Source organism: Streptomyces sp. E11-3 (assembly GCF_046540415.1).
Lineage (GTDB): Bacteria > Actinomycetota > Actinomycetes > Streptomycetales > Streptomycetaceae > Streptomyces.
Window position 1 is genome coordinate 791004 of record NZ_JAZGRL010000003.1, and the last position, 25433, is coordinate 816436.

A 25433-nucleotide genomic window follows, 5' to 3' on the forward strand; every position below is an offset into this window, starting at 1 on the left:
GCGGCGGGGCCATCGGGGGACGGTACGGGGCCGCAAGCGGACCGCGGCCTCCGCCTAGCCGCCGGGGCCGAACCCTGTTCCGCTTAATCCGTCCCGATGGGCCCCTTAAGCGCGGCCTAAGGACGCCACCACCCGCCCGGATCAAGGTGATTGCCGGGTTCCGGATCGCTAGCGTGTGCTGTGTCCGCGATCCCCCACACGGCGTGCCCCGGCCGACCACTTCCCCCCCACGCGGCCGGGGCGCGCGCTTCCGTATCAGTCCTCGGCGCTCGGCAACTCGCCGGTCGCGGCCAGCTTCCCGTACCACCGCGCGCTCGACTTGGGGACCCGCGCCTGGGTCTCGTAGTCCACGTAGACCAGGCCGAACCGCTTGCTGTAGCCGTACGACCACTCGAAGTTGTCCAGGAGCGACCAGAGGTAGTAGCCGCGTACGTCGGCCCCGGCGCGGATCGCCTGGTGCACGGCCGTGAGATGGCCGTGCAGATAGCGGATGCGGTCGGGGTCGTGGACCGAGCCGTCGATGTCCGGCTTGTCGTCGTACGCGGCGCCGTTCTCCGTGATGTAGAGGGGAACCCCGGGGGCCTCGGCGGTGTACTGGAGGAGAAGGTCGGTGAGGCCGGTCGGGTCCACTGGCCAGTTCATCGCGGTGAGTTCGCCCGGCGCGTGGTGGAAGAGCACGGACTCGGAGCCGGGCCAGGGGGAGTAGGGGCTGTCGCCGTGGCCGTCCCGGCGCGGGGCCGAGGGGTCGGCGTCGCCGGACGCGGCCGAGACGACGGCGGGTGCGTAGTAGTTGATGCCGAGGAAGTCGAGGGGCTGCCTGATGGCGGCCAGGTCGTCGGGGCGTACGAAGGACCAGTCGGTGAGGTGCGCGGTGTCCGCGATGAGGTCTTCGGGGTACGCGCCCTTCAGCAGCGGACCCGAGAAGACCCGGTTGGCGAGCGCGTCGATACGTCGCTGGGCGTCGAGGTCCTGGGGCGAGCGGGTCAGCGGGCGGACCGCGCTCGGGTTGAGGCTGATGCCGATCCGCGCGCGGGCGGGCAGGGTGGCGCGCAGCGCCTGAGTGCCGAGCCCGTGCGCGAGGTTGAGGTGGTGGGCCGCCCGGAGCGCGGAGGCGGGGTCGGTGCGGCCGGGGGCGTGCACCCCCGAGGCGTACCCCAGGAAGGCGCTGCACCACGGCTCGTTGAGGGTGGTCCACCGCTCGACGCGGTCACCGAGCGCCCCGGCGACGATCCCGGCGTACTCGGCGAAGCGGTGGGCGGTGTCCCGCTCGGGCCAGCCGCCGCCCGCGGTGGAACCGCTGGGGAAGGAGGACTCCAACTCCTGTGGGAGGTCCCAGTGGTAGAGGGTGACCGCCGGGGTGATGCCGTGCGCGAGGAGCTCGTCGACCAGTTCCCGGTAGAAGTCCAGGCCGCGCTGGACGGCGGGACCCCGTCCGGTGGGCTGCACCCTGGGCCAGGAGATCGAGAAGCGGTAGCTGCGCAGGCCGAGGTCGGCCATCAGGCGTACGTCGTCGCGCCAGCGGTGGTAATGGTCGCAGGCGATGTCGCCGGTGTCGCCGCCGAGCACCTTGCCGGGGGTGTGGCTGAAGGTGTCCCAGATCGACGGGGTGCGGCCGTCCTCGTGGGTGGCGCCTTCGATCTGGTAGGCGGCGGTCGCGGCACCCCACAGAAAGCCGGGCGGAAAGCTCAGGTTCGCTTGTGACACGGGAGCGCTCCCATGAGTAGTACGGATGAGGACAGGAGGGGTACGGGACAGCGGGCGGGGCGCGACCCGCCGGGTGGTCAGCCCTTGACCGCGCCCTGCATGATGCCGCCCACGATCTGCTTGCCGAACAGCACGAACGCCAGCAACAGCGGCAGCGTGCCGAGCAGCGCGCCCGCCATGATCACCGACTGGTCGGGGATATGGCCGTGGCCGAGCCCGGTCAGCGCGACCTGCACGGTCGGGTTGCCGGCCTGGGTCAGCGCGATGATCGGCCAGAAGAAGTCGTTCCAGGCCTGGACGAAGGTCAGCATGCCCAGCACGGCCATCGCGGGCCGGGCCGCCGGGAAGACCACATGCCAGATGACCCGCAGGCTGCTCGCGCCGTCCACGCGGGCCGCCTCGATCAGTTCGGTGGGCAGCGCCTGCATCAGGTACTGCCGCATGAAGAACACCCCGAAGGCGCTGACGAACGTCGGCAGGATGACGGCCTGCAGCCGGTCGGTCCACTGCAGCTCGGCGATCACCATGTACAGCGGTACAACGCTGAGTTGCGGCGGCACCATCATCGTGCCGATCACCAGCAGCAGCAGGAGGTTCTTGAGGCGGAACCGCAGCTTGGCGAAGGCGAACCCGGCCAGCGTCGAGAACAGGACCGTACCGGCCGCGATCGACCCGGCGACGATGGTCGTGTTGAGCAGCGCCGCGCCCATGTTGGCGTCGGTCCAGGCGATCTCCAGGTTCTTGAAGAGGTTGCCGCCGAACCAGAACGGCGGTGGGGTCTCGGCGAGCCGGGTGTTGCTACGGGACGCGGCGATCGCCGTCCACACCAGGGGGAACAGCGAGACGACGGTCAGCAGGACCAGCACGGCGTAGGTGATCCTGCCGCCGTGCAGGGTCCGGCCTGCCCGGCTCCTGCCGCGGCGGCGGCCCTTGCCCTGCCGGCCGTCCACGGCGGGAGCCGGGTCCTGGTTCGGGTCCCGGGTCAGCACTGGTGCGCTCACGCTCCCCCCTCGCTCTTGGTCAGCCTGCGCGCGATCAGCCAGTTGACCAGGCCGATCAGCACCAGGATCAGGAACATCGCCCAGGCGATCGCGGACGCCCGGCCGAGGTGCAGATTGGTCCAGCCCTGCTCGTACAGATACAGCCCGATCGTCTGGTACTGGTGCTCGGGGCCGCCGGTGGCGCCCGCGCCGAAGAGCAGCGGCTCACCGAACAACTGCATCGCGCCGATCGTCGAGACGACACAGGTGAACAGGATCGTCGGCCGCAGCGAAGGGAGCGTCACATGGACGAACTGCTGCCAGCGCGATGCCCCGTCCAGCGCCGCGGACTCGTACAGATCGCCCGGGATGGCCTGCATGGCGGCCAGGTAGATCAGGGTGTTGTAGCCCGTCCAGCGCCAGATGACGATGGACGACACCGCGATCTGTGAGGTCCAGGTGCCGTTCTTCCAGTCGATGTTGTCGATGCCGACCAGGTTCAGCGCCCAGTTGATCATGCCGTAGTCGCGTCCGTAGAGGAGCACGAAGACCAGCGTCGCGGCCGCCACCGACGTGGCGTACGGCGTCAGGGCCGCGACCCGGAAGAACATCGAGCCACGCAGCTTGTAGTTGAGCAGATGCGCGAACCCCAGGGCCATCAGCAGCTGCGGGACGGTCGAGATCAGCCCGATCGTCACGGTGTTCTGCAGGGCGTTCCAGAAGAACTCGTCGCTCAGCAGCCGGGTGAAGTTGTGCATGCCGACCCACTCCATGGAGTTCGGGTCGGTCAGCGACACCCGGTGCAGCGCGGCCCAGCCGGTGTAGAGCAGCGGAAAGAGCCCGAAGGCCGCGAAGAAGAGGAAGAACGGGGCCACATAGGCGTACGGGCTCCACTTCATGTCCCGGCGGTAGCGGCGGCTGCGCCGCTCCCGCCTGCGCTGCTCGCGCCGCTCGGCCGCGTCGAGGATCTCCTCGCGCGGGGCCGCGCCCTTCCCCCGGGAGGGCGCGGCGGTGTCGGTGTCCCGTGCCACGTGCGTCACTCGTCCAGCGCGTTGTCGATCGCCGCGACGGCGGCCTTCCAGCCCTCGTCGGGGGACTTGCCCTTCTGGTCGACCTGGAGCATGCCGATGTCCGCGAGGTTCTGCGCGATGATCAGGTCCTTCGGGCCGAGGATCTGTACGGGTGCGCCTTCGGCGGCCTTGGCGAAGATCTCGCCGATGGGCGCGCCCTCGAAGTAGGGGTTCTTGGCGTCCTTCACGGTCGGCAGGTCATAGGCGGCGGTGGAGCTCGGGAAGCTGCCGCGCTTCTCGAAGAGCACCGCCTGCTGTTCGGGTGCGGTCAGCCAGGCGGCCAGTTTCGCCGCTTCCTCGGTGTTCTTGCCCGCCTTGGGTACGACGAGGAAGGACCCGCCCCAGTTGGAGGGCTTGGGCGCCTGGGCGACGTCCCACTTGCCCTCGGCCTTGTCGCCGCCCTTGTCCTTGATGTAGCCGAGCATCCAGGCGGGGCAGGAGATGGTGGCGAAGCGGCCGTTGGAGAAGGCCTGGTCCCAGGAGGGCTGGAACTGCTGGAGCTTGGCGGTCAGCCCTTCGGTGGCGAACTCGGAGGCGATGTCCCAGGCTTCCTTGACGGCGGCGCTGTCCTTGTAGACGACCTTGCCGTCCTTGTCGTAGAAGCGCTCCTCGTAACTTCCGGTGACGGCGGCCATCACGCCGCCCGCGCCGTCCACGAATGCGCTGTCCTTGGGGGCCTTGGCCTTGTACTGCTTACCGACGTCCAGGTACTTCTGCCAGTCGCCGGCCCACAGCTCGCCGACCTCGTCGCGGTCGGTGGGCAGCCCGGCCTTCTTGAAGAGGTCCTTGCGGTAGCAGATGCCCTGCGGGCCGACGTCTGTTCCAAGGGCCACGGTCGAGCCGTTCTGGGCGGTGCCCTGCTGCCACTTCCAGTCCAGGAAGCTGTCCTTGTCGACGCCCGGAGCCTTGCCGAGGTCGACCAGCCGGTCCGCCTGGGTGGCGGTGACCTCGGCGATGTTGTTGACCTCGATGGCCTGGATGTCGGCGAGCCCGCTGCCGGTGCTGAGGTGGGTCAGCAGCTGTGGGTAGTAGTTCTCGTTGCGCTCGATGGACGTCTGCTTGATGACGACGTCCGGGTTCTCCTTCATGTACTTGTCATAAAGGCCGGCCTCCTTGAGGCCGAACGTGCCGAAGACGCCGACGGTGAGGGTGGTCTTGCCGCCGCCTCCGCCACCGCCTCCGGAAGAGCCGCCGGGCTCGTCCTTGTCCTCGGCACAGCCGGCCAGCAGGCCGGCGCCCAGCGCGGCGACGGCCGCGAGGACCACCACCTGGCGGGACTTGCGTGTCCTGTAGCGCATTGCGTCCTCCTAGTGCCCTGACGTGCCGACCCCGGCCAACTGACGGGTGGTGCTGAGGAGTTGAAGCTGCGGCTCGGGCGGGGAACGTGCGGGTTATGTATGAGTCAGGTACGGTGGGAGCGCTCCCACCGGTGATGTGTTGAAGGGTCGCGGTTGGGTTCGGCAGTGTCAAGGGACCGTGCACGGCGGAGTGTGTTCGGTTATCCGGCCGTTAGATTTACTCGGTCATCCGGTCACTAGATTGATGCGCACGGGAGGGAGGCAGCATGACGTCACGTCAGGCTCGGGGCAGGAACGTGGGGCGGCCCACGCTCGAAGAGGTCGCCGCGCGCGCCGGAGTCGGGCGCGGCACGGTCTCCCGGGTGATCAACGGCTCACCGAGGGTCAGCGAGCGGACCCGCGAGGCGGTCGAGGCCGCCGTCGCGGAGCTCGGCTACGTACCCAACACGGCCGCCAGGGCCCTAGCGGCCAACCGCAACGACGCCATCGCGCTGGTGGTGCCGGAGCCCGAGCGGCGCTTCTTCGCCGAGCCGTACTTCTCCGACATCGTGCACGGCGTCGGCGTCGCGCTCGCCGACACGGAGATCCAGCTGCTGCTGACGTTCGCGGGCGGCGACCGGCAGCGGCAGCGGTTGGCCCACTACCTGGCGGCGCAGCGCGTCGACGGCGTACTCCTGGTCTCCGTACACGCCGATGACCCGCTGCCCGACATGCTGGAGTCGCTGGACCTCCCAGCCGTGATCAGCGGTAGGCGCTCCGCCGACGAGACCCTCGCCTCGGTCGACTCCGACAACTATGCGGGCGCGCGCGCCGCTGTCCGCCATCTGATCACCCGAGGCCGCTCCACCATCGCCACGATCACCGGCCGCCTGGACGTGTACGGTGCCCAGCGCCGCCTGGACGGCTATCGCGCGGCCCTGACCGAGGCCGGCCGCGCGGTGGAGGACGACCTGACGGTGGTCGGCGACTTCACCGAAGAGGGCGGCCGCCGCGCCATGGCCGAGCTGCTCGCCCGGCGCCCGGACCTGGACGCGGTGTTCGCCGCCTCCGACGTGACGGCGGCCGGTGCCCGGCAGGTGCTGCGCGAGGCGGGCCGCCGCATACCCGACGACGTGGCCCTCGTCGGCTTCGACGACTCGGCGGTCGCCCGCCATATGGACCCGCCCCTGACCAGCGTCCGCCAGCCGGTCGAGGAGATGGGCCAGGCCATGACCCGCCTCCTCCTGGAGGAGATCGCGGCGGTGTCGGCCCACCGCCCCGCGGCCTCCCGCCGCCTGGACCGCCAGCAGCTCGTCCTGCCGACGGAACTGGTGCCGCGCGAGTCGTCCTGAGCGTGGTGCGCGTCTCGCGCGGCGGTTGCCCCGGTGGGACGATTTAGGTGGGGGCAGGAAGAAGGGGACGAAATGTCTGCGATCAAGGAAAGCATCGACATCGACTGTCGCCCCGAGGAGGTCTTCTCGTACGTGACCGACCCGTCGCATCTGCCCGAGTGGCAGGAGAGCGCGGTATCGGCCCACACGGTGGGCGACGCCCCGCTGGCCGTGGGATCGAAGTTCCAGACGATCCGGCGGATGGGCCGTCGGGAGATGCCGATGACCATGGAGGTGACCGAGCTGGATCCTCCGAGGAGGTGGCATTTCCACGGCGTCGACGGCCCCGTCCGAGGGGATGTGACGGGCACGATCGAGCCGCTCGGCGACGGGGAGCGGTCGCGCATGACCTTCTCTGTCGACTTCGAGACGCACGGGATGGGGAAGGTGCTCGTTCCGCTCGTCGTCCGTCCGCAGATGCGGAAGGAACTGCCGAGGAACGAGGCGAAACTGAAGGCGCTGCTTGAGGCGTGAGCGGGGTACTCCTGAGCCTCGGCGCGCTCAGCGGCCGAATCCCGGAGACGCGGGCGCGGGCTGTCTCGTACTGTCGAGAGCATGAACAGTGATCGTCGGCTGCGCCGTCTGGTCGTCGGCGGCACCACGTGGCTGTGGACGGTTCGCCACAGGCATCCTGACTGCCGCGAGGTGCTCTCCTTCCACCGCGAAGGCTTCGAGGGCTCCAGGGAGACGCTGCGCATCACGTTCCGTGCGGGCCCAGGCCTGCTCATCGGCGGATACGGGCACTCAGGCCTGGTCGCCAACGGGCGGGGCGACCTCTTCAACCTCCACGAACCCGGCACCGTCCGCCGACTTCTCGACGAGGCGGTATCCAGGCTCCAGCCGTCGATGTCCTCCGGGTCCTCCGGAGAAACGGAGCTGGACGGCTGGCCACTTCTCGACGCGCTCACCGAGAGCGAACGCCACTGACCACGGCCCGGAACAAGATCACCCCCTGACCTGTTTCCAGGTCAGGGGCTGATCCATCAGGGTTACCCTCACGGACCCTGGGGTGCTGGTGCCCGCGAGCGCCGACACAGACAGGACTCTCCAGAGACTCGACGTATCGGACGGAGATAGGGACCCGCTCGCCGCGGCTGGACTGGTTGGTGCTGATCGCTGATGCGCTGGACGTCCCGCTCGCCGACCTCGTCCGTGAGTAGCCCCGGGCGACTCGGGCCGGCCGGGGCCTGTCCGCCCGCCCCGACGCGTATGCGGGGCGGGCGGGTGGTCGAGTGCTAGCTGGATGCGGCTCGGCGCTTCAGGCGGCCCTTAGCGGTGCTCCCTCCGCACTCCGAGCACGAGACGATCACCACGCCCAGGTACACGAGGGCATCCGTGTCTCTGCTGGAGCACTCACGGCACGGAGTGCGTGCGAACTGCTTCTGCACCTGCGCGAAGGCCTGGTTGACCTCGTCTGCTTGCACGGTCAGCTAGCCACGACGACAGCGGCCTGGGCCATCTCTTCGCCGGTGGCCGTCAGGTCGTCGAACTCGCCGTCCTTGACCCCCTCGAAGAACTTCGTGATCTCGGCGCGGGTGAAGTACAGGACGGGGCTGGCCGGGTCCTTGTCGTCCGACAGCGCGACCATGCGGGTCCCGTCCGGGACGCTCGGGTGCGGGTGCCCGGCGGCGTCCGGCGCGGCGGCCAGGATGACGCAGTCCTTCAGGATCGGGTCGAGGTCGGTCCGGCTGGACTTGCGCCAGTCCAGGCCGGTGGCGTTCAGGTTCTCGTACGTCTTGGTCGTGCGTCCGTTGCTGATGGTGCCCATGGCGGTGTTCCCTCTCTGAAGGGACGTCGCTGTCCTTGCAACCCGTCCCGACCGCCGTCCTGCCAGGGGTGGCGGTCGGGGCGGGGGTCTATTGGGGGGTCAGTCCGCAGCAGCGGCAGCGGATCACGACTGCTCCTCCACGTCCTTGGTCAGCCAGAGGCAGTGCCGCGCCAGGCGGTGTACCTGTACCGCCGCCGACCGCAGGCCGACACCGAGATCGCGGGCCAGGACCTCGCGGGTGTCGTCCAGGACGCACTGCTGCCCGTACCGCTGGACGGTGCCGGGGTCCAGGGTGTCGGTGTGCTGCTGCACGATGGGCATGAGGCGGTCCAGTTCGGCGCGCAGCATCTTGTCCAGCTCGACGAGCCGTTCATACGGGGGGAGGATTCTCGTCGCGTCCAGTCCCTCCTCGATGACCTCGCGTATGGCGCTAATTGGGGGCTCTGAGGTTCTGACATCGTCAGTGGCGCTCATCTGCAGGCCTCCGCTGGAGTGGGCCGCCCGGCCTGGGCGTGCGGCGTGTGCGCGGGCAGGGGGATGGTGGTGCCGCTGGCCACGACGCTATTGATGTGATGTGCACCGCTGCCAGCAATGTGCAGATCTGTGCGCAGACGCCTTCCGCAAGGGATTGACAAACGCACGCACCCTTGACCAGATCGCCCTTCGGGACGACTCTGGTGCACAGAGCTGCACATCTCGCTGCGGGAGGCAGTCATGCCATTGCTGTTCATCGGGATCGACCCCAACACCGGAGACCATGAGAGCCCGACTGTGTGGGTCGACCACAAGAAGCAAGAGCTCGTCTTCCAGGGTTGGAAGCCAGACCCTGAACTCGAAGCGGAATGCGCCGCATTCGAGGTGTCCGGTCACGCGGTCGGCATTCCGGAGAACGAGGCTGTGATCCGTATCCCGGCCAGGATGGTTCACATGGTCAGGGAGGCGTGCGATGTCGTCGAACGTGCCACCCACGTTCACTGAGCTGCTCTCCAGGTGCACACGGTCCGCCATCCATCTGGAGATGCGGGACTCCTACGCCGTCGACTACGAGCATGGCCCGTTCGCCGAATGGCGCGCTGGCGCCCGACTCGACCCCGACGACCGCGCGTCGTGGTGGAGGCCGTGGCTCGACTTGATTCAGGAGACCGTGGGTCGCGGCGTTGTGGTGCGACGGGCCCGGATCGTGTCCGAACCGGTCAGTGAGTACACGAAGTTCCTCTACGACGGTACGTTCACCAACGTCGCCGCAGGCGAGCAGGTGCGCTGGCTGCCCCGCCGCCGCGCATCCGACATCGCGCTGCCAGGCAACGACTTCTGGCTGTTCGACAAGCAGACGATCCACTGGAACCACTTCACCGGCGACGGCGCCTCGGCCGGCGGGGAGGTGTCCAACGAACCGGCCTCCGCGAAACTATGCGCCGAAGCCTTCGAAGAGGCGTGGTCGCGAGCCGTCCCGCACGACGAGTACGAGATCCACTGACAGGAAGCACCGGACCAGGCCAGCTCATGCCCATCTCCCCGTCTTCATCTGCCCAGGCCGCGCGCGAAGTCGTCGCGTTCCGGCTGCGCGACCTCCGCAAGGGGGCGGGGCTGACGGTCACAGAGCTGGCCAACCAGTGCGGTTGGCACCACGCGAAGACCTCGCGCATCGAGAATGCCCGTACGGCCCCCTCGGCTACTGACATCCGGCTGTGGTGCGTGGCCTCCCGCGCCGAGGACCAAGCGCAGGACCTCATCGCGCAGTCGCTGCACGCCGAGTCGATGTACACGGAGTGGCGCCACCAAGTCCGCAGCGGCCTTAAGCAGCTGCAGGACAGCGCGGTGCAGTTCTTTCACGAAACGCAGCTCTTCCGCGTCTACTCCTCGTCGCTCGTGCCGGGCCTGCTGCAGACCGAAGGCTACGCAGCCGCAGTACTTGGCATGAGTGCCCGGTTTCGGGATCTTCCCGTCGACGACAGCGCAGATGCCGCACGGGCGCGTGTCGAACGGTCGCGAGTGATTCACGAACCGGGACACCGGTTCGTGCTCCTTGTCGAAGAGGCCGCGCTGCGATACAAGATCGGGGATGCCGACGCCATGGCTGCACAGTTGGGCTACCTCCTGACCGCTGGGGCGCTGCCTCAGGTGTCGTTGGGCATCATTCCCATGGCGGCGACAGGGCGTACCCAGTGGCCGCGAGAGACGTTCCACATCTACGACGACATTTTGGTGTCGGTGGAGCTGGTCTCCGCACGAGTGAGGATTACCCAGCCTTCCGAGATCGCGCTCTATCTGAAGGCGTTCGAGGAGCTGCGCAGCATGGCCGTGTACGGCGCCGAAGCGAGGGACCTGATTGTGAAGGCCATCGACGCACTGCGCTGACCGCAGGGATGACGAACGGCTCCACCTGCCTGGAGGCGCCGTATCGGGCCTGTGCACCCGTCGTGCACCCAAAGATCCGGGCATGACGAAGGCCCGGCCTGTTTCCACAGGCCGGGCCTTGATCATTCAGGGTGAGTGACGGGACTTGAACCCGCGGCCACCTGGACCACAACCAGGTGCTCTACCAACTGAGCTACACCCACCACGACCGGCGTTTTTCTGACCGGCCGAGAAAAAGTGTACAGGGTCCGAGAGGGTGCTCGCGCCACCTTTTCGCGGGGCCCGGCCGGAGGTCTCGCGTGGTCCGGTTGGGGGCTTCGCGGGGGCCGTCGGAGGGCCTATTCGCTGGACAGGACGTGTTTGGCCGCGATGGTGCGGGCCGTGTCGGAGTCCGGGCCCGGCTGCGGGACGAAGATCGCCTCGCGGTAGTAGCGGAGCTCGGCGATGGACTCGCGGATGTCGGCGAGCGCCCGGTGGTTGCCGTTCTTCGGGGGACTGTTGAAGTAGGCCCGCGGGTACCAGCGGCGGGCCAGCTCCTTGATCGAGGAGACATCCACGATCCGGTAGTGCAGGTAGTCCTCCAGGGTCGGCATGTCGCGCAGCAGGAAGCCGCGGTCGGTGCCGACGGAGTTTCCGCACAGCGGGGCCTTGCCGGGCTCCTTGACGTGCTCACGTACGTACGCCAGGACCTGCTCCTCGGCGGCGGCCAGCGTGGTGCCGCCGGCCAGCTCGTCGAGGAGGCCCGAGGCGGTGTGCATAGTGCGCACCACCTCGGGCATGGTCTCCAGCGCCGCGTCCGGTGGGCGGATCACGATGTCCACACCCTCGCCGAGCACGTTCAACTCCGAGTCGGTGACCAGTGCGGCCACCTCGATAAGTGCGTCGTCCGTCAACGAGAGCCCGGTCATCTCGCAGTCGATCCACACCATGCGATCGTTCATGAGACTTACCCTACGGGGCGTTCCCGCTGGCCGGGGAGCGTCGCGTGGGCCGGTGCGTACAGATCGGAGCCCGGTTTGCCCGGTTCCGTGGTGGCCGAGGCCGCCGCTGTGGCACCGGTGAGCCCGTATGACGCGGCGGCGGTGCGCCGGGTTTGCGCCGGTACGGGTCCCGGGACGTCGGTGGCCTCGCTCGGTTTGTCGCCGTGCGGCCTGTCTCCGTGCTGCTTGTCGCCCGGGGGTTTGTCGCCCTGTGGCCTACGGGCCCGGTAGGCGGCCCGATAGGTCGCGGGTGACGACCCGAGCTGGCGGCGGAAGTGCCCGCGCAGCGCGACCGGCGAACGGAACCCGCAGCGGCCAGCGACCTCGTCGACCGAGTAGTCGGAGGTCTCGAGCAGCCGCTGCGCCTGCAGCACCCGCTGGGTGATCAGCCACTGCAGGGGAGCGCTCCCGGTGAGCGAGCGGAATCTCCGGTCGAAGGTCCGCCTGCTCATATACGCGCGCGCGGCCAGGATCTCCACGTCGAACTGTTCGTGGAGATGTTCCAGCGCCCAGGCGACGACCTCCGCGAGCGGGTCGGCGCCGATCTCCTCTGGTAAAGACCTGTCGAGGTAGCGCTCCTGACCGCCGGTGCGGCGCGGCGGTACGACAAGGCGGCGGGCCAGTGCCCCGGCGGCCTCCGTGCCGTGGTCGCTGCGCACGATGTGCAGACAGAGGTCGATGCCCGCCGCCGTACCCGCGGACGTGAGCACGTCGCCGTCGTCCACGAACAGCTCGCGTGGGTCGACATGGACGGACGGATAGCGCTTGGCCAGTGTCGGCGCGTACATCCAGTGGGTGGTCGCCGGACGCCCGTCCAGGAGTCCGGCCGCGGCGAGAACGAACGCGCCGGTGCACAGCCCGACGATGCGAGCGCCCTCCTCATGGGCGCGGCGCAGCGCGTCGAGCGACTCCTCCGGTGGCGGTGAGGTGATGGACCGCCAGGCCGGTACGACGACGGTGCCGGCCCGGGCGATCGCGTCCAGGCCGTAGGGCGCGGTGAGTTCGAGCCCCCCGGTGGTGCGCAGTGGTCCTTCCTCGCCGGCGCACACCAACAGCCGATAGCGAGGCACTCCCGCGTCCTGCCGGTCGATGCCGAACACGGAGAGTGGAATGGAACTCTCGAAGATGGGCCCGCCGCTGAACAGCAGCACGGCAACGATTTCTCTGCGGCGGCGCCCGGAGAGCTTCCGCACTCCCTCCGGTGCGGCAGCGGAGTCGTGGCTCATGGTGCTAAGCCCCCCTCAGTGGTCGCGGCTCCTCGGTCGTGTCGCTCCTGCACATTGCTTTTGGAAGTCACAGCCCCTCGGTCCTGCACAAGTCCCCCGCCCCAACGGTCATGATCGAATCTACTGCGTCTCATGGGGCCCCGGTGACCAGTTCAGCACCCCATGCAATGTCGACAAGGCAACTTGGCGTGAAGCATTCGATCACGAAGCGTGGCACTCGGGGGCGTTGCTGGGAAGTGCGCCTTTCGTTGGTGGCCGGTCCTCGTAGGGTGCACACACCATCTACGGTCCTTTCCCCCTGGTGGACAGGGGGTTGGCGGGCCATCCAAGCGCGAAATACGCAGCCTTCGGACTTTGGCTGAAAACCGTCGGAGCGCAGGGGTGGAACAAGTCAGCTCCCCCGCGTGCCCTGGGTGGATCGCCGGCCGCTCCCGGGCGCTGGCGTGAAACCGTACGTGGTTGAACCCTGGATGATTGGCGTCGGTCAAAAGGCTGTACGACACAGCAACCGTTGCCATACGGGCGCGCGCTCGGGCATGCTCCCCTGAACGCCGCGGGAGGCTCCTGCGGGCCTGGGCAGGAGAGGAGTGTCGCCGTACCCTTGGGGGTATGCGCTTGGGAAGATGATTCCCGGACATGGCAACGCCGCCAGCGTCACCGCTGCCCGAGAACGCCCCTTCCATCGAGGACTGCTTCAGCCGAGACACCCATGGCCGGTCACGAATTCCCCGAACCCGCCGACCGCAAGCGGCAGGTCGCCGACTCCACGGCCGACCCCCTCGCGGCGGAACAGACACGCCAGTCCTGCGACCCCGCCTTCCGGCATGGAGTCGTCGTCGGCTTCGACGGCTCGACCTCCAGTGAGCGGGCCCTTTCGTACGCCATCGGCATGGCCAGCCGCTCCGGCTCCGGCCTGATCATCGTGCATGTCGCCAACCGCCTGCCGACCACTGTCTGGGCGGGCTGCGAACCCCCCGTCTTCGTGGACGTCCCCGACCACCGCACCGAGGTGCTCGGACTCGAACTCGCCTGCGCCGACTACCTGACCGAAGTGCCCTGGGTGCTCGTCGAGCGCGGCGGGGACATCTGCCATGAGCTCGAAGAGGTCGGCCGCGAGTACGAAGCGGACGCGATCGTCGTCGGCTCCACGCACGGCATCGTCGGCCGGATCTTCGGCTCGGTGGCCGGGCGCCTCGCCCGGCGAGCGCAGCGGCCGGTCGTCGTCATTCCGTAACCCGTGACGTCACCACAACGTGCCTGGTCACCCTTGTGAGTTGGGCTGAATCTACTCGCACGTAGAGGTGGTTTGTGCCCTTGTGAAGGGTAGATAAGGGTCGCTGGAACAACTGCACACGAAGGGAGCCCGCCGTGGACAAAGACGTCTCCGCGGGAAGCACCACAACGACCCTCGGCACCCTCGCTCTTGGACTGACCCTGCTGGCCTTCGGGCTCGGTCACACCGCGGTGATCGACGGTGTGACGGCGGCGGACGCGGTCTCGATCGCGACCTACGTCGGCGGCATAGCCCTGTTCGTCGCGGGTCTGTTCGCGTTCCGCGACCGTGACACCTTCACCGGCACGGCCTTCGCCGCGCTGGCCGCCTTCTGGTTCACCTGGGGTGTCACGGCCGAGGCCGGAGCGTCGAAGAACGCCGCAGGACTCTTCCTGCTGCTCTTCGCGCTGGTCGCGCTCAGTCTCACCTTCGGAAGCGCCGGCAGCGGAATGTTGTCGCAGGGCACCTTCGGGCTGCTGTGCGTCTCCCTGCTGCTGCTCGGCATCGCGCAGTTCGGCGAGAGTGAGGGCCTGGCCAAGGTCGGCGGCTGGTTCGCCGTCGTAGCGGGCGCCGCCGCCTGGTACGCGGCCACGGCACCGCTGGCCAAGTGGCCCACGGCCGTGCCCAAACGAGCTGCCCACCGGGGGGTGACGGCCACCGGCTGAGGCAGCGACGGGGCCGGGGGAATGGGCGCCCCCGGCCGCCTGAAGAACGACCCCCCGTGTGGCGTGGTGGCACTCACGGGGGGTCTGTTCTTTGCGCCTAAACCGGCGCCGCTCTCGCGGACGTGGTTGCTCGTCGTGGGGGTTGCTCAATTGATGGTTCGGTCAGAGAGCTACTCGACCGTGACGGACTTGGCGAGGTTCCTGGGCTTGTCGATGTCGCGGCCCATCGCCAGGGCCGTGTGGTACGCGAAGAGCTGCAGCGGGATGCCCATCAGGATCGGGTCCAGCTCGGTCTCGTTCTTCGGCACCACGATCGTGTGGTCCGCCTTCGGCTGGTCCTGGTGCGCGACCGCGAGGATCCGACCGCTGCGGGCCTTGATCTCCTCCAGCGCCGCGCGGTTCTTCTCCAGCAGATCGTCGTCCGGCACGATCGCCACCGTCGGCAGCGCGGGCTCGATCAGGGCGAGCGGGCCGTGCTTCAGCTCCGATGCCGGGTAGGCCTCGGCGTGGATGTACGAGATCTCCTTGAGCTTCAGGGACGCCTCAAGGGCCACCGGGTAGCCGCGCACCCGGCCGATGAACATCATCGACTGGGCGCCCGCGTACTCCTCGGCCAGCTTCTTGATCTCGCCCTCCCGCTCCAGGATCTCGGAGATCTGCTCGGGCAGCTTGCGCAGACCCGCGATCAGCCGCTTGCCGTCGGCCACCGACAGGTCGCGGATACGGCCCAGGTGCAGCGCGAGCAGCGCGAAGGCGACCACCGTGTTGGTGAAGCACTTGGTGGAGACGACACAGACCTCGGGGCCCGCGTGTACGTACACGCCGCCGTCGGTCTCGCGGGCGATCGCCGAACCCACGACGTTCACCACGCCGAGGACGCGGGCGCCCTTGCGCTTGAGCTCCTGTACGGCGGCGAGCGCGTCGTAGGTCTCACCGGACTGCGAGACCGCGACATAGAGGGTGTCGGGGTCCACGACCGCGTTGCGGTAGCGGAACTCGGACGCGGGCTCGGCGTCCGCGGGGATACGGGCCAGCTCCTCGATCAGACCGGCGCCGATCAGACCCGCGTGGTACGAGGTGCCGCAGCCGAGGATCTTCACCCGGCGGATGGTGCGCGCCTCACGGGCGTCCAGGTTCAGGCCGCCCAGGTGCACGGTGGAGAAGCGGTCGTCGATCCGGCCGCGCAGCACGCGGTCGACCGCGTCGACCTGCTCCGAGATCTCCTTGTGCATGTACGTGTCGTGGCCGCCCATGTCGTACGACTCGGCCTCCCACTCCACGGTGGTCGGCGAGGCCGTCGTACGCGAGCCCTCGGTGGTGTACGTACGGAAGTCGTCCGCCTTGAGGGTGGCCATCTCGCCGTCGTCCAGGGTGACGACCTGGCGGGTGTGCGAGACCAGCGCCGCCACGTCGGAGGCGACGAACATCTCCTTCTCGCCGATGCCGAGCACCACCGGGGAACCGTTGCGGGCGACCACGATGCGGTCGGAGAAGTCGGCGTGCAGGACGGCGATGCCGTACGTCCCCTCGACGTGCCGCAGGGCCTCGCGGACCTTCTCCTCCAGGGTGGGCGCCTGGGAGCGGGCGATCAGGTGGGTGAGGACCTCGGTGTCGGTCTCGGAGAGGAACTCCACGCCGTCGGCGACCAGCTTGGCGCGCAGGTCGGTCGCGTTGTCGATGATGCCGTTGTGGACGACGGCGACCTTGTTCTCCGGGTCCAGGTGGGGGTGGGCGTTCTCGTCGGACGGGGCGCCGTGGGTGGCCCAGCGGGTGTGGGCGATGCCGGTGGTGCCCGCGAAGCGCTTGGGCACGCGGGCCTCCAGGTCGCGTACCCGGCCCTTGGCCTTGACCATCTTCAGACCGGGGGTCTTGGGGCCGGTGATGACCACACCGGCCGAGTCATAACCCCGGTACTCCAGGCGCTGCAGCCCTTCGAGGAGCAGCGGCGCCACATCGCGCTTACCGATATATCCGACGATTCCGCACATATGTTCTTCCCCTTGTTGGTGGACCTAGCTGGGATTCAGTTGTGGATCAAGCTGTCGATCTAGCCGTAGATGATGCGGCGCAGCTGCCTCAGAGAGAGCTCGGGCGGCGCGACCGCGCGGTATGTGAGGTCCGCCGCGATCTGTTCGAAGATCGCCGAGTTCACCAGGCCCTGCCCCTGGAGCTCGCGATGGCGGCGACGGACGAAATCCTCGGTCGTCTCGTCGAAGTAGGCGAGGACGTCCTGGATCACGCGCAGGGCCTCGCCGCGCTGGAGCGGCGTGGAGCGCGTGAGGTGATCTACGAGGTCGTCGTGCACCCGTCGATCCTGTGTGATCGGCGCGGCATACGCAAGAAACCTGCCCGGAATCGGGCAGGAACGTGGCGAAGTCGTGTTGCGGGAGTGGTGCGGACGCCTCAGAGGCGCCTCGGAGTCGTCTCAGAGGCGCTTCAGCACGGCCTGCTTGGCCATCGTGAACTCCTCATCCGTGAGGATCCCGGACTGGTGCAGCTCGCCGAGCTCCCGCAGCCGGCGCAGCAGGGCGTCGTGATCGTCGCCGCCCGGCTCGGCGGCGGACGCCAGCGCGGCCGGTGTCTCGACGGGCGCGGCCGGGTGCGGCAGCCTGGCCTGGACCGCGGCCGCCACCAGGGCCATCAGCGGGTCCTTCCGGAAGCCGTACAGCTCGATCGAGTTCGGGTCGTACTTGGGCGGGGCCTTGGTGGGGGAGCGCTTGACGGTGAAGCGGAGGTGGCCGTTCTCCAGCCCGGCCGACGGCTGCCACTCCACGGCCGCGATATCCGCGAGGGGGAGCGAGCGGGTCCCGGCCGCCGACTTGGAGTCCTCGGTGTTCCACTTCCACTCCAGGCGGATGTACTCCCCGTCGAAGTTCGCCGTGCCGTCGCCCGCGGTCACCGAGAGCGGCACCGAGGGGCCCGGCAGCAGAAAGCTCTCGCACCCGCCGGGCGGCACCTGCTCCAGCAGGCGTGCGTTGCGCACCTCGTCCACCAGGTACTCGGCGACCCCGTAGCGGTCCGCTTCCACCGTCAGCTGGTACGGGTCGTCGCCGTCCGCCAGCTGGCCACCGGTCACCTGCAGCAGCGGGTCGGCGCCGTCACGCAGCCGCAGTCGCAGCCGCCCCGACTTCTTGCCGTGCTCGAAGGAGATCCCCGCCAACGCCTGGACCGGTATGGAGAGTTCGCCCAGGGTCTTGCGGAGCAGGCTCACCGACTTGTCGCGTCCTGGCACGATCCGTACCACGTCGCCGTCGAAGGTCCAGGTCCCGTCGCGCTGGATGATTTCCGCCATACGGGGATTCTGTCATCCGGCACTGTCACGCGACCCCCGCCCTGGGCGACGCCGCCCGGCCCCGAGTGGTGGTCTATACCTTGACCCGGCTCCTCGGGCACGGTACGCATGGGGACCGTTCGGTCGCTAGCACCACAGGTGAACCCCCGTCGAAGGGAACCAACTTGTGAGACAGCACAGCACCCTGCCCCGGATACTCGGTACGACGCTCCTCGTTGTGGCCGTCGGCATCTCCTGCGTGGGCGCCGCTCCGCAGGGCGAGACGAAGGCGCCGAGCACCGTCCCGCTCGGCCAGGTGGTCCCGGCGCCCGCCGCGGTGGACCCCGGTGGGTCCCCGTACGAGATCACCAAGAAAACCCGGATCAGGATCGAGGGCGGCTCACGGGCCCGCCAGGTCGGTGATCAGCTCGCCGAGATCCTGCGCCCCGCCACCGGCTACCAGCTGCCCGTCACACCACGCCGCGGCCGCGACGGCATCCGGCTCTCCCTCGACCCCAGGGCCAAGGGCCTGGGCGAGGAGGGCTACCGCCTCACGTCGGGCAGGCGGTCCGTGACGATCACCGCGCGGGAGCCCGCTGGACTCTTCCACGGGGCGCAGACCCTGCGCCAGCAGCTGCCGCCCCGCATCGAGAAGGAAACCCGGCAGAAGGGGCCCTGGAAGGTCGCGGGCGGCACGATCAAGGACGTCCCGCGCTTCGCCTACCGGGGCGCGATGCTCGATGTCTCCCGGCACTTCTTCAGCGTCGAGAAGGTCAAGCGCTACATCGACCAACTGGCGCTCTACAAGATCAACACGCTGCATCTGCACCTCTCCGACGACCAGGGCTGGCGGATCGCCATCGACTCCTGGCCGCGCCTGGCCACCCATGGCGGCTCCACGCAGGTCGGCGGCGGCCCCGGCGGCTACTACACGAAGGACCAGTACAAGGACCTGGTGGCGTACGCGGCATCCCGCCATCTCGAGGTCGTCCCCGAGATCGACATGCCGGGCCACACCAACGCCGCGCTCTCCTCGTACGCCGACCTGAACTGCGACGGCGTCGCGCCTCCCCTCTATACGGGCACCGAGGTCGGCTTCAGCTCGCTGTGCGTGGGCAAGGAGATCACGTACGACTTCGTGGACGACGTGATCCGCGAGATCGCCGAGCTCACCCCCGGCCGGTATATCCACATCGGCGGTGACGAGGCGCACCAGACCACGCCCGAGGACTACGCGACGTTCATGGACCGGGTGCAGCCGATCGTCGCCAAGTACGGCAAGACGGTGATCGGCTGGCACCAGCTGACCGGCGCCACACCGGCCGACGGGGCGATCGCGCAGTACTGGGGGCTTGACCGGACCAGCCCCGAGGAGAAGGAGCGGGTCGCCGAGGCCGCCAGGAACGGCACCGGACTCGTGTTGTCGCCCGCCGACCGGATCTACCTGGACATGAAGTACAACGAGGACACCGAACTCGGGCTCGGCTGGGCCGGCTTCGTCGAGGTGAAGCGGTCCTACGACTGGGACCCGGGGGCGTATCTGCCGGGCGCGCCCGCCTCCGCGATCAGGGGTGTCGAGGCGCCGCTGTGGTCGGAGACCATCGAGAACTCGAAGCACATCGAGTACATGGCCTTCCCCCGACTGCCCGGTGTCGCCGAGCTCGGCTGGTCGCCCGCCGCCACTCATGACTGGGACGGCTACAAGGTGCGGCTGGCCGCGCAGGGGCCGCGCTGGGACGCGCTGGGCATGGACTACTACCGGTCGCCGCAGGTGCCGTGGCCCGCGAAGTAGCCGGTACGGGTACGTGGGTGGGCGCCCGGGAGGACCGTCTCCCGGGCGCCCACCTGCTCTGTGGCGACGCGCGGTCGGGGCGTCCCCGGTCGCGCGTCGGGTGCTACTCCGTGGCGGCCGCGGCCTCCGCGCGCAGGCCGTCCTCGCTGACGCCCNGGCGCCCGGGAGGACCGTCTCCCGGGCGCCCACCTGCTCTGTGGCGACGCGCGGTCGGGGCGTCCCCGGTCGCGCGTCGGGTGCTACTCCGTGGCGGCCGCGGCCTCCGCGCGCAGGCCGTCCTCGCTGACGCCCTGGCGCCAGTAGCCGACGAACGTCACGGCCTTGCGGTCGAACTTCCGCTCGTTCACCAGATGGCGGCGGAGCGCCTTGACCGTTCCCGCCTCGCCCGCGATCCAGCTGTACGGGGTGCCGTCGGGGAGCTCGGCGGCTCGGATCGCCCCCAGGGCGCGGTCGGTGCGCGGCTCCCGCGACTCCTCGCGGACCAGCCAGACGATCTCGGCGTCGGCCTCGGTCGCCGGTGCCACCCGGTCGGCCGCCTGCGGGACTTCGAGCCAGACCCTGGCCTGCGTACCGGCCGGGAGCCAGCCGAGGATCGCCGACGCCGCGGGCAGCGCCGTCTCGTCGGCCCAGATCAGCACCCAGTCGGTGGACTCGGGCGGTCGGAACCGTACGCCCGCGTTGTCCTCGACCGTCGGGCCGAGAACCGTCACACGGTCGCCGGGGGTGGCCCGCTCGGCCCAGCGGCAGGCCGGGCCGCCGTCCGGGTGCAGCGCGAAGTCGATGTCGACTTCGGTGCCGCCGGGGTCGCAGCGCTGCTCGCGCACCGTGTACGAGCGCATCACCGCCCGTACGTCGTCGGGCAGTTGGTGGTACGCGGCGTACCAACTGGCCTCGTCCGTGGCGTTTGGCAGGACCGGCTCGGGCTGGCCCGGGTGCGGCAGGAAGAGCGAGAGGCTCTGGTCCCGGCCGCCGGAGGCGAAGCCGTCCAGGTCGGGCCCGGTGAAGGTGGCGCGGAGCAGTGAGGGGGAGACCCGGTGCGTCCGGGCGACTTCGAGGTCGAAGAAGCGGAACGGCGGTGTTTCGGAGCTCACTTGGCGACCTTCTTGGCGTTCTCGATCGCCTCGGCGAGCTCTTCGAGGATCGGCGCGCACTTGGCGTACGAATAGATCGGCTCGGTGGTGCGCGGGGTGACCTGACCGGCCTTGACCGCGGGCAGCTTCTTCCAGGTCGGCTTGGCCTTGTCGAGGTCGGCCGGCTGGAGCGCCGAGGTGCGGTTGTCCATCATGATCACGTCGGCCTCGTACATGTCGGCGTTCTCCCAGCTGAGCTCCTCGAAGAAGCCCTGGGCGTTGGCCTTGGGCTCGACGAAGTTGACGCCCAGTTCCTGGAAGTAGCGGGTGTCGGCGGACATCTTGGGCACCGAGACATAGAGCAGGTCGTCGCTTCCGGAGCCGATCAGGACCTTGATGTCGGGGTTGGCCTTCGCGGCCTGACGCAGCCGTTCGGCGGCCTTCTCGAAGCGGGCCTTGGCGTCGGTGACCTTCTTGGCCTTCAGGTCAGCGCCCAGGGACGCGGCGAGGTCCGCGCGGCGCTGGAGCGCGCTCGGCATCGAGGTCTCGGCGGCCCACAGGGCGACGCTCGGGGCCAGCTTGAGGATCTTCTTCTTGGGCTCCTCCGGTACGTACCAGAGCTCGTCCTTGGCCCACATGTCGGTGATCAGCACATCGGGGGTGAGGGCCGCGTACTGCTCGATGTTGAACTGGCCCCACTCGTTGCCGAGGATCTCGACCTTGGTGACATCCATGTCGCCGGCCTGGACGTCCGGCTTACCGCCCCCGACCGTGGTCGGGCCGAACACACCCTTGACCGCGATGCCGTAGTCGTGAAGCGCGGCGGCCGTGCCGGTGAAGGCGACGATGTTCTGCGGGGCGGCGTCCAGCTTGACCGTGGTGCCGCGGTCGTCCTCGAAGCTCCATGGCCCGGACCCCGCCGGGGCGTTCTTGGCGCCGACCGCGCCCTTCCCGTCCTTCGCGTCCACGTCGCCGCACGCGGCCAGCAGGGCGCCGATGCCGACGACGCCGGTCGCGGTGAGCAGGCCGCGGCGGGACAGGTGGGAGGCTCGGGCGTGGCGCATGTCGGTGTCCGCTTTCGTGGGTACGGCGAGGGGCCCGCCGGTCGGCTGATCAAGCTTAGGTTAACCTAACCTAAGTTCCTGTGAACCGGGGCCCCTCTCCCGTCTCCCGCCCGAAGGTCAGCCCGACAGGCCCATCTCCCGGGCGATCAGCATCCGCTGGACCTCGCTGGTGCCCTCGCCGATCTCCAGGATCTTCGAGTCCCGCCACATCCGGGCCACCGGGTACTCGTTCATAAAGCCGTAGCCGCCGTGGATCTGGGTGGCCTCGCGGGCGTTGTCCACCGCGACCGTGGAGGAGTGCAGCTTGGCGAGCGCGGCCTCCTTCTTGAACGGCTCGCCGGCGACCAGCCGGGACGCGGCGTCGCGCCAGGCGAGGCGGGCGGTGTAGGCGTTCATCTCCATGTCCGCGAGCTTGAACTGGATCGCCTGGTTGCTGCCGATCGGGCGGCCGAAGGCGTGCCGCTCGTGGGCGTACTTCACCGACTCGTCGACACAGCCCTGGGCGAGACCCGTGGCCAGGGCGGAGATGGCGATCCGGCCCTCGTCGAGGATCTGCAGGAACTGCGCATAGCCGCGGCCCTCAGCGCCCAGCAGGTTGGCGGCCGGGACCCGGACGTCCGAGAACGACAGCTCACGGGTGTCCGAGGCGTTCCAGCCGACCTTGGAGTACGGGGCGGCGACCGTGAAGCCCGGGGTGCCCGACGGCACGATGATCGAGGAGATACGCGGGGCGCCGTCCTCCTTGCGGCCGGTGACCGCGGTGACCGTGACCAGGCCCGTGATGTCCGTACCGGAGTTGGTGATGAAGCACTTGCTGCCGTTGATCACCCATTCGTTCGTCGCCTCGTCCAGGGTGGCGGTGGTGCGGGTGCCGCCCGCGTCCGAGCCGCACTCGGGCTCGGTGAGGCCGAAGGCGCCCAGCACTTCGCCCGCGCACATCCGGGGGAGCCACTCGCGCTTCTGCTCCTCGGTGCCAAAGCGGTAGATCGGCATCGCGCCGAGCGAGACCCCGGCCTCCAGGGTGATGGCGACGGAGGAGTCGACCCGGGCGAGCTCTTCGAGTGCCAGGCCAAGCGCCAGGTAGTCGCCGCCCATCCCGCCGTACTCCTCGGGGAAGGGCAGGCCGAACAGGCCCATGCGGCCCATCTCGCGGACGATCTCATAGGGGAACTCGTGCCGCTCGTAGAAGTCGCCGATCTTCGGCGCGACGACGTCGTGCGCGAACTCCTCGACCGTTAGGCGGAGTTCCTCGTGCTCGGGGGTGAGCCGGTGGTCGAGTGCCATGATCAGGACTCCTTGTCGTCGTGGTGCGCATACGGGTCGTGCGCGTGCCGGTCGTGGCCCTGCTGGTCGTCCTTGTGGGACGAATCCGGTGCGGCCCCGGTGAGGGCGCGGACCGTACGGGAGGGGCTCTGCCGCCCCAGGTGGTCGGCCAGCCACACACTGGTGGCGGTGAGCCGGCCGAGGTCGACCCCGGTCTCGATACCGAGGCCGTGGAGCATCCAGACGAGGTCTTCGGTGGCGAGGTTCCCGGTGGCGCTCTGGGCGTACGGGCAGCCGCCGAGGCCGCCCGCCGACGCGTCCACCGTCGTCACGCCGTGTTCCAGCGCGGCCAGGGTGTTGGCGAGCGCCTGGCCGTAGGTGTCGTGGAAGTGCACCCCGACGGCCTCGGTGGGCACGCCCCGCGCGTTCAGTTCCGTGAGCAGGGCCCGCACATGGCCGGGGGTGGCAACCCCGATGGTGTCGCCGAGGCTCAGCTCGTCACAGCCGAGGTCCAGCAGGGCCTTGGCGACCCGGACGACCTGGTGGACCGGGACCGCGCCCTCCCAGGGGTCGCCGAAGCACATCGACAGATAGCCGCGCACATGCACCTGGTCCGCCTTGGCGCGGGCCACGACCGGCTCGAACATCGCGAGGGACTCGGCGACCGTGCGGTTGAGGTTGCGCCGGGCGAAGGTCTCGGTGGCGGAGCCGAACACGGCGATCCGGCGGGCGCCGAGCTCCAGGGCCCGGTCCAGGCCGCGGTCGTTGGGCACCAGGACGGGGAGCGCCACGCCCTCGATGTCGTCGAGCAGTGGGAAGAGGCGCTCGGCGTCGGCCAGTTGGGGCACCCACTTGGGGTGCACGAAGCTGGTCGCCTCGATCGTGGTCAGACCGGCACCGGCGAGGCGGTGGATGAACTCCGCCTTGATCTCGGTGGGGACGGTGGACTTCTCGTTCTGCAGGCCGTCGCGCGCGCCGACCTCGTGGATGCGCACCCGCGGCGGCAGGTCCTGGGCCGGTACGACCATGGGCAGGCCGACGGTCATGACGGGACCTCCTCGTCCTGCGCGGTGTGTGGGGTGACCACGGCCAGCACCTGGTCCATGGCGACGGTGGAGCCCGGGGTGACATCGATCTCGGAGACGGTTCCGGCGTGCGGGGCGGAGATGACGTGCTCCATCTTCATCGCCTCGACGACGAGCAGACTCTGCCCGGCGTCCACCTCGTCCCCGACGGCCACCTTCACCACCGTGACCGTGCCGGGCATCGGGGCGGCCAGGGTGTCGGCGCCGGAGTGGGCGGCGCCAGTGAGCGCCGCCTCTACGGGGTCGTGGTCCTGCAGATGCCAGGCGTGGCCGTCCCGGCCGAGCCAGACTCCGTCCGGGGCGTCGGCCCGGCTGAAGGTGTGCGTGACACCGTCCAGTTCGACGGTGACGCGTGCGTGGCCGACGGCGACGAGACGGCTGCGGGCGGGGGCGGCGGTGGCCCCGGCCCTGTCTCCGGCCGAGTCTCCGGCCGCGTCCGCGGGGCCGAGCAGCAGCTCGAAGTCCGGTGCGGTGCCGCGCAGCCGGACCGGCCGGGGGTCGTGACCCGGAACGCGCACATGGTGCACCGTCCAGGCGGGCGTGCCGCCGAGCCGCCAGCCGCTCGCCGCCCCGAACGGGTCGGTCCATGTGGCCGCCGCGGGCTCAAGGGACGCCTGCCGGAGCAGCGCCGCCGTCGCGTACACCTCGTCCGGCACCGAGGCGTCCACCAGCGAGTCCGCGTCCCGCTCGACAAGACCGGTGTCCAGGTCGCCCGAGACCACGTCCGGGTGGGCCAGCAGCCGCCGCAGGAAGCCCGCGTTAGTCGGCACCCCGAGGGTGACCGTGTCCGCCAGCGCGGCCCGCAGCTTGCGCAGCGCCGACGCACGGTCCGGGCCGTACGCGATGACCTTCGACAGCATCGGGTCGTACAGGCTGCCGACCTCGCTGCCCTGTGAGAGCCCCGAGTCGGTGCGCACCCCGTCGCCCTGCGGCTCGTGCAGCGCGAGCACCGTGCCACCGGACGGCAGGAATCCGCGCGCCGGGTCTTCGGCGCAGATACGAGCCTCCACCGCGTGCCCGGTCAGGGTGATGTCCCGCTGCCCGTACGGCAGTTCCTCGCCCGCGGCGACCCGCAGCTGCCACTCCACCAGGTCCAGGCCGGTGATCAGCTCCGTCACCGGGTGCTCGACCTGGAGCCGGGTGTTCATCTCCATGAAGTAGAACGCGGACACGGGGGGTCCGGGGGGTGTCCCCCC

The 25433-nt window shown here is 69.5% G+C and carries 25 protein-coding genes and 1 tRNA gene; 9 read left to right on the top strand and 17 right to left on the bottom strand.

What is annotated here, in order from left to right:
• Nucleotides 1-255 precede the first annotated feature (255 nt).
• The 4 genes from U9R90_RS33135 to U9R90_RS33150 form a co-directional block, all read right to left on the bottom strand.
• The gene (locus U9R90_RS33135) at nucleotides 256-1704 is read right to left on the bottom strand and encodes a GH1 family beta-glucosidase (RefSeq protein ID WP_411060813.1); all 1449 of its coding nucleotides are present in this window, start codon (nucleotides 1702-1704) and stop codon (nucleotides 256-258) included.
• Between the two features lie 77 nt (nucleotides 1705-1781).
• A complete protein-coding gene (locus U9R90_RS33140; protein ID WP_411061020.1) occupies nucleotides 1782-2654 on the bottom strand; it encodes a carbohydrate ABC transporter permease in 873 nt (290 codons plus the stop codon).
• A gap of 47 nt (nucleotides 2655-2701) precedes the next feature.
• A complete protein-coding gene (locus U9R90_RS33145; RefSeq protein WP_411060814.1) occupies nucleotides 2702-3715 on the bottom strand; it encodes a carbohydrate ABC transporter permease in 1014 nt (337 codons plus the stop codon).
• A 5-nt stretch (nucleotides 3716-3720) separates the two neighbouring features.
• Nucleotides 3721-5052: an ABC transporter substrate-binding protein gene (locus U9R90_RS33150; RefSeq protein ID WP_411060815.1), complete on the bottom strand. Its 1332-nt coding sequence runs from the start codon at nucleotides 5050-5052 to the stop codon at nucleotides 3721-3723.
• A 266-nt stretch (nucleotides 5053-5318) separates the two neighbouring features.
• On the opposite strand from U9R90_RS33150, the gene U9R90_RS33155 reads away from it, so the two are divergent.
• From U9R90_RS33155 to U9R90_RS33165, 3 genes are all read left to right on the top strand, one after another.
• The gene (locus U9R90_RS33155; protein WP_411060816.1) at nucleotides 5319-6383 is read left to right on the top strand and encodes a LacI family DNA-binding transcriptional regulator; all 1065 of its coding nucleotides are present in this window, start codon (nucleotides 5319-5321) and stop codon (nucleotides 6381-6383) included.
• 72 nt (nucleotides 6384-6455) lie between these two features.
• On the top strand, nucleotides 6456-6896 hold the full coding sequence (locus tag U9R90_RS33160) for an SRPBCC family protein (RefSeq protein WP_411060817.1): 441 nt from the start codon (nucleotides 6456-6458) through the stop codon (nucleotides 6894-6896).
• An 81-nt stretch (nucleotides 6897-6977) separates the two neighbouring features.
• On the top strand, nucleotides 6978-7349 hold the full coding sequence (locus U9R90_RS33165; RefSeq protein ID WP_411060818.1) for a hypothetical protein: 372 nt from the start codon (nucleotides 6978-6980) through the stop codon (nucleotides 7347-7349).
• Nucleotides 7350-7848: 499 nt separating this feature from the next.
• Here U9R90_RS33165 and U9R90_RS33170 read toward each other — a convergent pair whose 3' ends face one another.
• Both U9R90_RS33170 and U9R90_RS33175 read right to left on the bottom strand, forming a co-directional pair.
• On the bottom strand, nucleotides 7849-8190 hold the full coding sequence (locus U9R90_RS33170; RefSeq protein ID WP_411060819.1) for a DUF397 domain-containing protein: 342 nt from the start codon (nucleotides 8188-8190) through the stop codon (nucleotides 7849-7851).
• Nucleotides 8191-8313: 123 nt separating this feature from the next.
• Nucleotides 8314-8664, bottom strand: a complete 351-nt coding sequence (locus U9R90_RS33175; RefSeq protein ID WP_411060820.1) for a DUF6415 family natural product biosynthesis protein — start codon at nucleotides 8662-8664, stop codon at nucleotides 8314-8316.
• A gap of 240 nt (nucleotides 8665-8904) precedes the next feature.
• Here U9R90_RS33175 and U9R90_RS33180 point away from each other — a divergent pair, with 240 nt between their 5' ends.
• Genes U9R90_RS33180 through U9R90_RS33190 form a run of 3 tightly spaced genes read left to right on the top strand, consistent with a single transcriptional unit; the run spans nucleotide 8905 to nucleotide 10548 of the window.
• Nucleotides 8905-9168 (top strand): hypothetical protein, encoded by a 264-nt coding sequence (locus U9R90_RS33180; RefSeq protein ID WP_411060821.1) that lies wholly within the window; start codon nucleotides 8905-8907, stop codon nucleotides 9166-9168.
• On the top strand, nucleotides 9137-9667 hold the full coding sequence (locus U9R90_RS33185; RefSeq protein WP_411060822.1) for a DUF6879 family protein: 531 nt from the start codon (nucleotides 9137-9139) through the stop codon (nucleotides 9665-9667). The genes U9R90_RS33180 and U9R90_RS33185 overlap by 32 nt, the downstream gene beginning before the upstream one ends.
• Nucleotides 9668-9693: 26 nt before the next feature.
• Nucleotides 9694-10548 carry a helix-turn-helix domain-containing protein gene (locus tag U9R90_RS33190; RefSeq protein ID WP_411060824.1) on the top strand — a complete coding sequence of 285 codons (855 nt, stop codon included), beginning with the start codon at nucleotides 9694-9696 and terminating at the stop codon, nucleotides 10546-10548.
• A gap of 130 nt (nucleotides 10549-10678) precedes the next feature.
• Here U9R90_RS33190 and U9R90_RS33195 read toward each other — a convergent pair.
• From U9R90_RS33195 to U9R90_RS33205, 3 genes are all read right to left on the bottom strand, one after another.
• Nucleotides 10679-10751 (bottom strand) — tRNA-His (locus U9R90_RS33195).
• Between the two features lie 135 nt (nucleotides 10752-10886).
• Entirely contained in the window at nucleotides 10887-11489 is a 603-nt protein-coding gene (gene orn / locus U9R90_RS33200; RefSeq protein WP_411060825.1) for an oligoribonuclease, read from the bottom strand.
• Between the two features lie 5 nt (nucleotides 11490-11494).
• On the bottom strand, nucleotides 11495-12754 hold the full coding sequence (locus tag U9R90_RS33205) for a helix-turn-helix domain-containing protein (RefSeq protein WP_411060827.1): 1260 nt from the start codon (nucleotides 12752-12754) through the stop codon (nucleotides 11495-11497).
• Nucleotides 12755-13463: 709 nt separating this feature from the next.
• On the opposite strand from U9R90_RS33205, the gene U9R90_RS33210 reads away from it, so the two are divergent.
• Together U9R90_RS33210 and U9R90_RS33215 are read left to right on the top strand one after the other, a co-directional pair.
• Nucleotides 13464-13988, top strand: coding sequence for a universal stress protein (locus U9R90_RS33210; RefSeq protein WP_411060828.1), 525 nt, complete (start codon nucleotides 13464-13466; stop codon nucleotides 13986-13988).
• A 134-nt stretch (nucleotides 13989-14122) separates the two neighbouring features.
• The gene (locus tag U9R90_RS33215; protein WP_411060830.1) at nucleotides 14123-14692 is read left to right on the top strand and encodes an acetate uptake transporter; all 570 of its coding nucleotides are present in this window, start codon (nucleotides 14123-14125) and stop codon (nucleotides 14690-14692) included.
• Between the two features lie 170 nt (nucleotides 14693-14862).
• Here the strand turns inward: U9R90_RS33215 and glmS are convergent, their stop codons facing one another.
• The 3 genes from glmS to U9R90_RS33230 form a co-directional block, all read right to left on the bottom strand.
• Nucleotides 14863-16680: a glutamine--fructose-6-phosphate transaminase (isomerizing) gene (gene glmS / locus U9R90_RS33220; RefSeq protein WP_411060832.1), complete on the bottom strand. Its 1818-nt coding sequence runs from the start codon at nucleotides 16678-16680 to the stop codon at nucleotides 14863-14865.
• A 59-nt stretch (nucleotides 16681-16739) separates the two neighbouring features.
• Nucleotides 16740-16997 (bottom strand): hypothetical protein, encoded by a 258-nt coding sequence (locus tag U9R90_RS33225; RefSeq protein WP_411060834.1) that lies wholly within the window; start codon nucleotides 16995-16997, stop codon nucleotides 16740-16742.
• Between the two features lie 120 nt (nucleotides 16998-17117).
• Nucleotides 17118-17984 carry a DUF4429 domain-containing protein gene (locus tag U9R90_RS33230; protein WP_411060835.1) on the bottom strand — a complete coding sequence of 289 codons (867 nt, stop codon included), beginning with the start codon at nucleotides 17982-17984 and terminating at the stop codon, nucleotides 17118-17120.
• 166 nt (nucleotides 17985-18150) lie between these two features.
• Here U9R90_RS33230 and U9R90_RS33235 point away from each other — a divergent pair, with 166 nt between their 5' ends.
• Nucleotides 18151-19755 carry a beta-N-acetylhexosaminidase gene (locus U9R90_RS33235; protein WP_411060837.1) on the top strand — a complete coding sequence of 535 codons (1605 nt, stop codon included), beginning with the start codon at nucleotides 18151-18153 and terminating at the stop codon, nucleotides 19753-19755.
• 239 nt (nucleotides 19756-19994) lie between these two features.
• Here the strand turns inward: U9R90_RS33235 and U9R90_RS33240 are convergent, their stop codons facing one another.
• From U9R90_RS33240 to U9R90_RS33260, 5 genes are all read right to left on the bottom strand, one after another.
• On the bottom strand, nucleotides 19995-20846 hold the full coding sequence (locus tag U9R90_RS33240; protein ID WP_411060839.1) for a siderophore-interacting protein: 852 nt from the start codon (nucleotides 20844-20846) through the stop codon (nucleotides 19995-19997).
• Complete coding sequence (locus U9R90_RS33245; protein WP_411060840.1) at nucleotides 20843-21889, bottom strand: ABC transporter substrate-binding protein; 1047 nt, start codon at nucleotides 21887-21889, stop codon at nucleotides 20843-20845. The genes U9R90_RS33240 and U9R90_RS33245 overlap by 4 nt, the downstream gene beginning before the upstream one ends.
• Nucleotides 21890-22006: 117 nt before the next feature.
• Nucleotides 22007-23173: an acyl-CoA dehydrogenase family protein gene (locus tag U9R90_RS33250; protein ID WP_411060842.1), complete on the bottom strand. Its 1167-nt coding sequence runs from the start codon at nucleotides 23171-23173 to the stop codon at nucleotides 22007-22009.
• A 2-nt stretch (nucleotides 23174-23175) separates the two neighbouring features.
• A complete protein-coding gene (locus U9R90_RS33255; RefSeq protein WP_411060844.1) occupies nucleotides 23176-24198 on the bottom strand; it encodes a hydroxymethylglutaryl-CoA lyase in 1023 nt (340 codons plus the stop codon).
• A partial coding sequence (locus tag U9R90_RS33260) for a biotin/lipoyl-containing protein (protein ID WP_411060845.1) occupies nucleotides 24195-25433 on the bottom strand: 1239 nt, incomplete at its 5' end. The genes U9R90_RS33255 and U9R90_RS33260, both read right to left, overlap by 4 nt.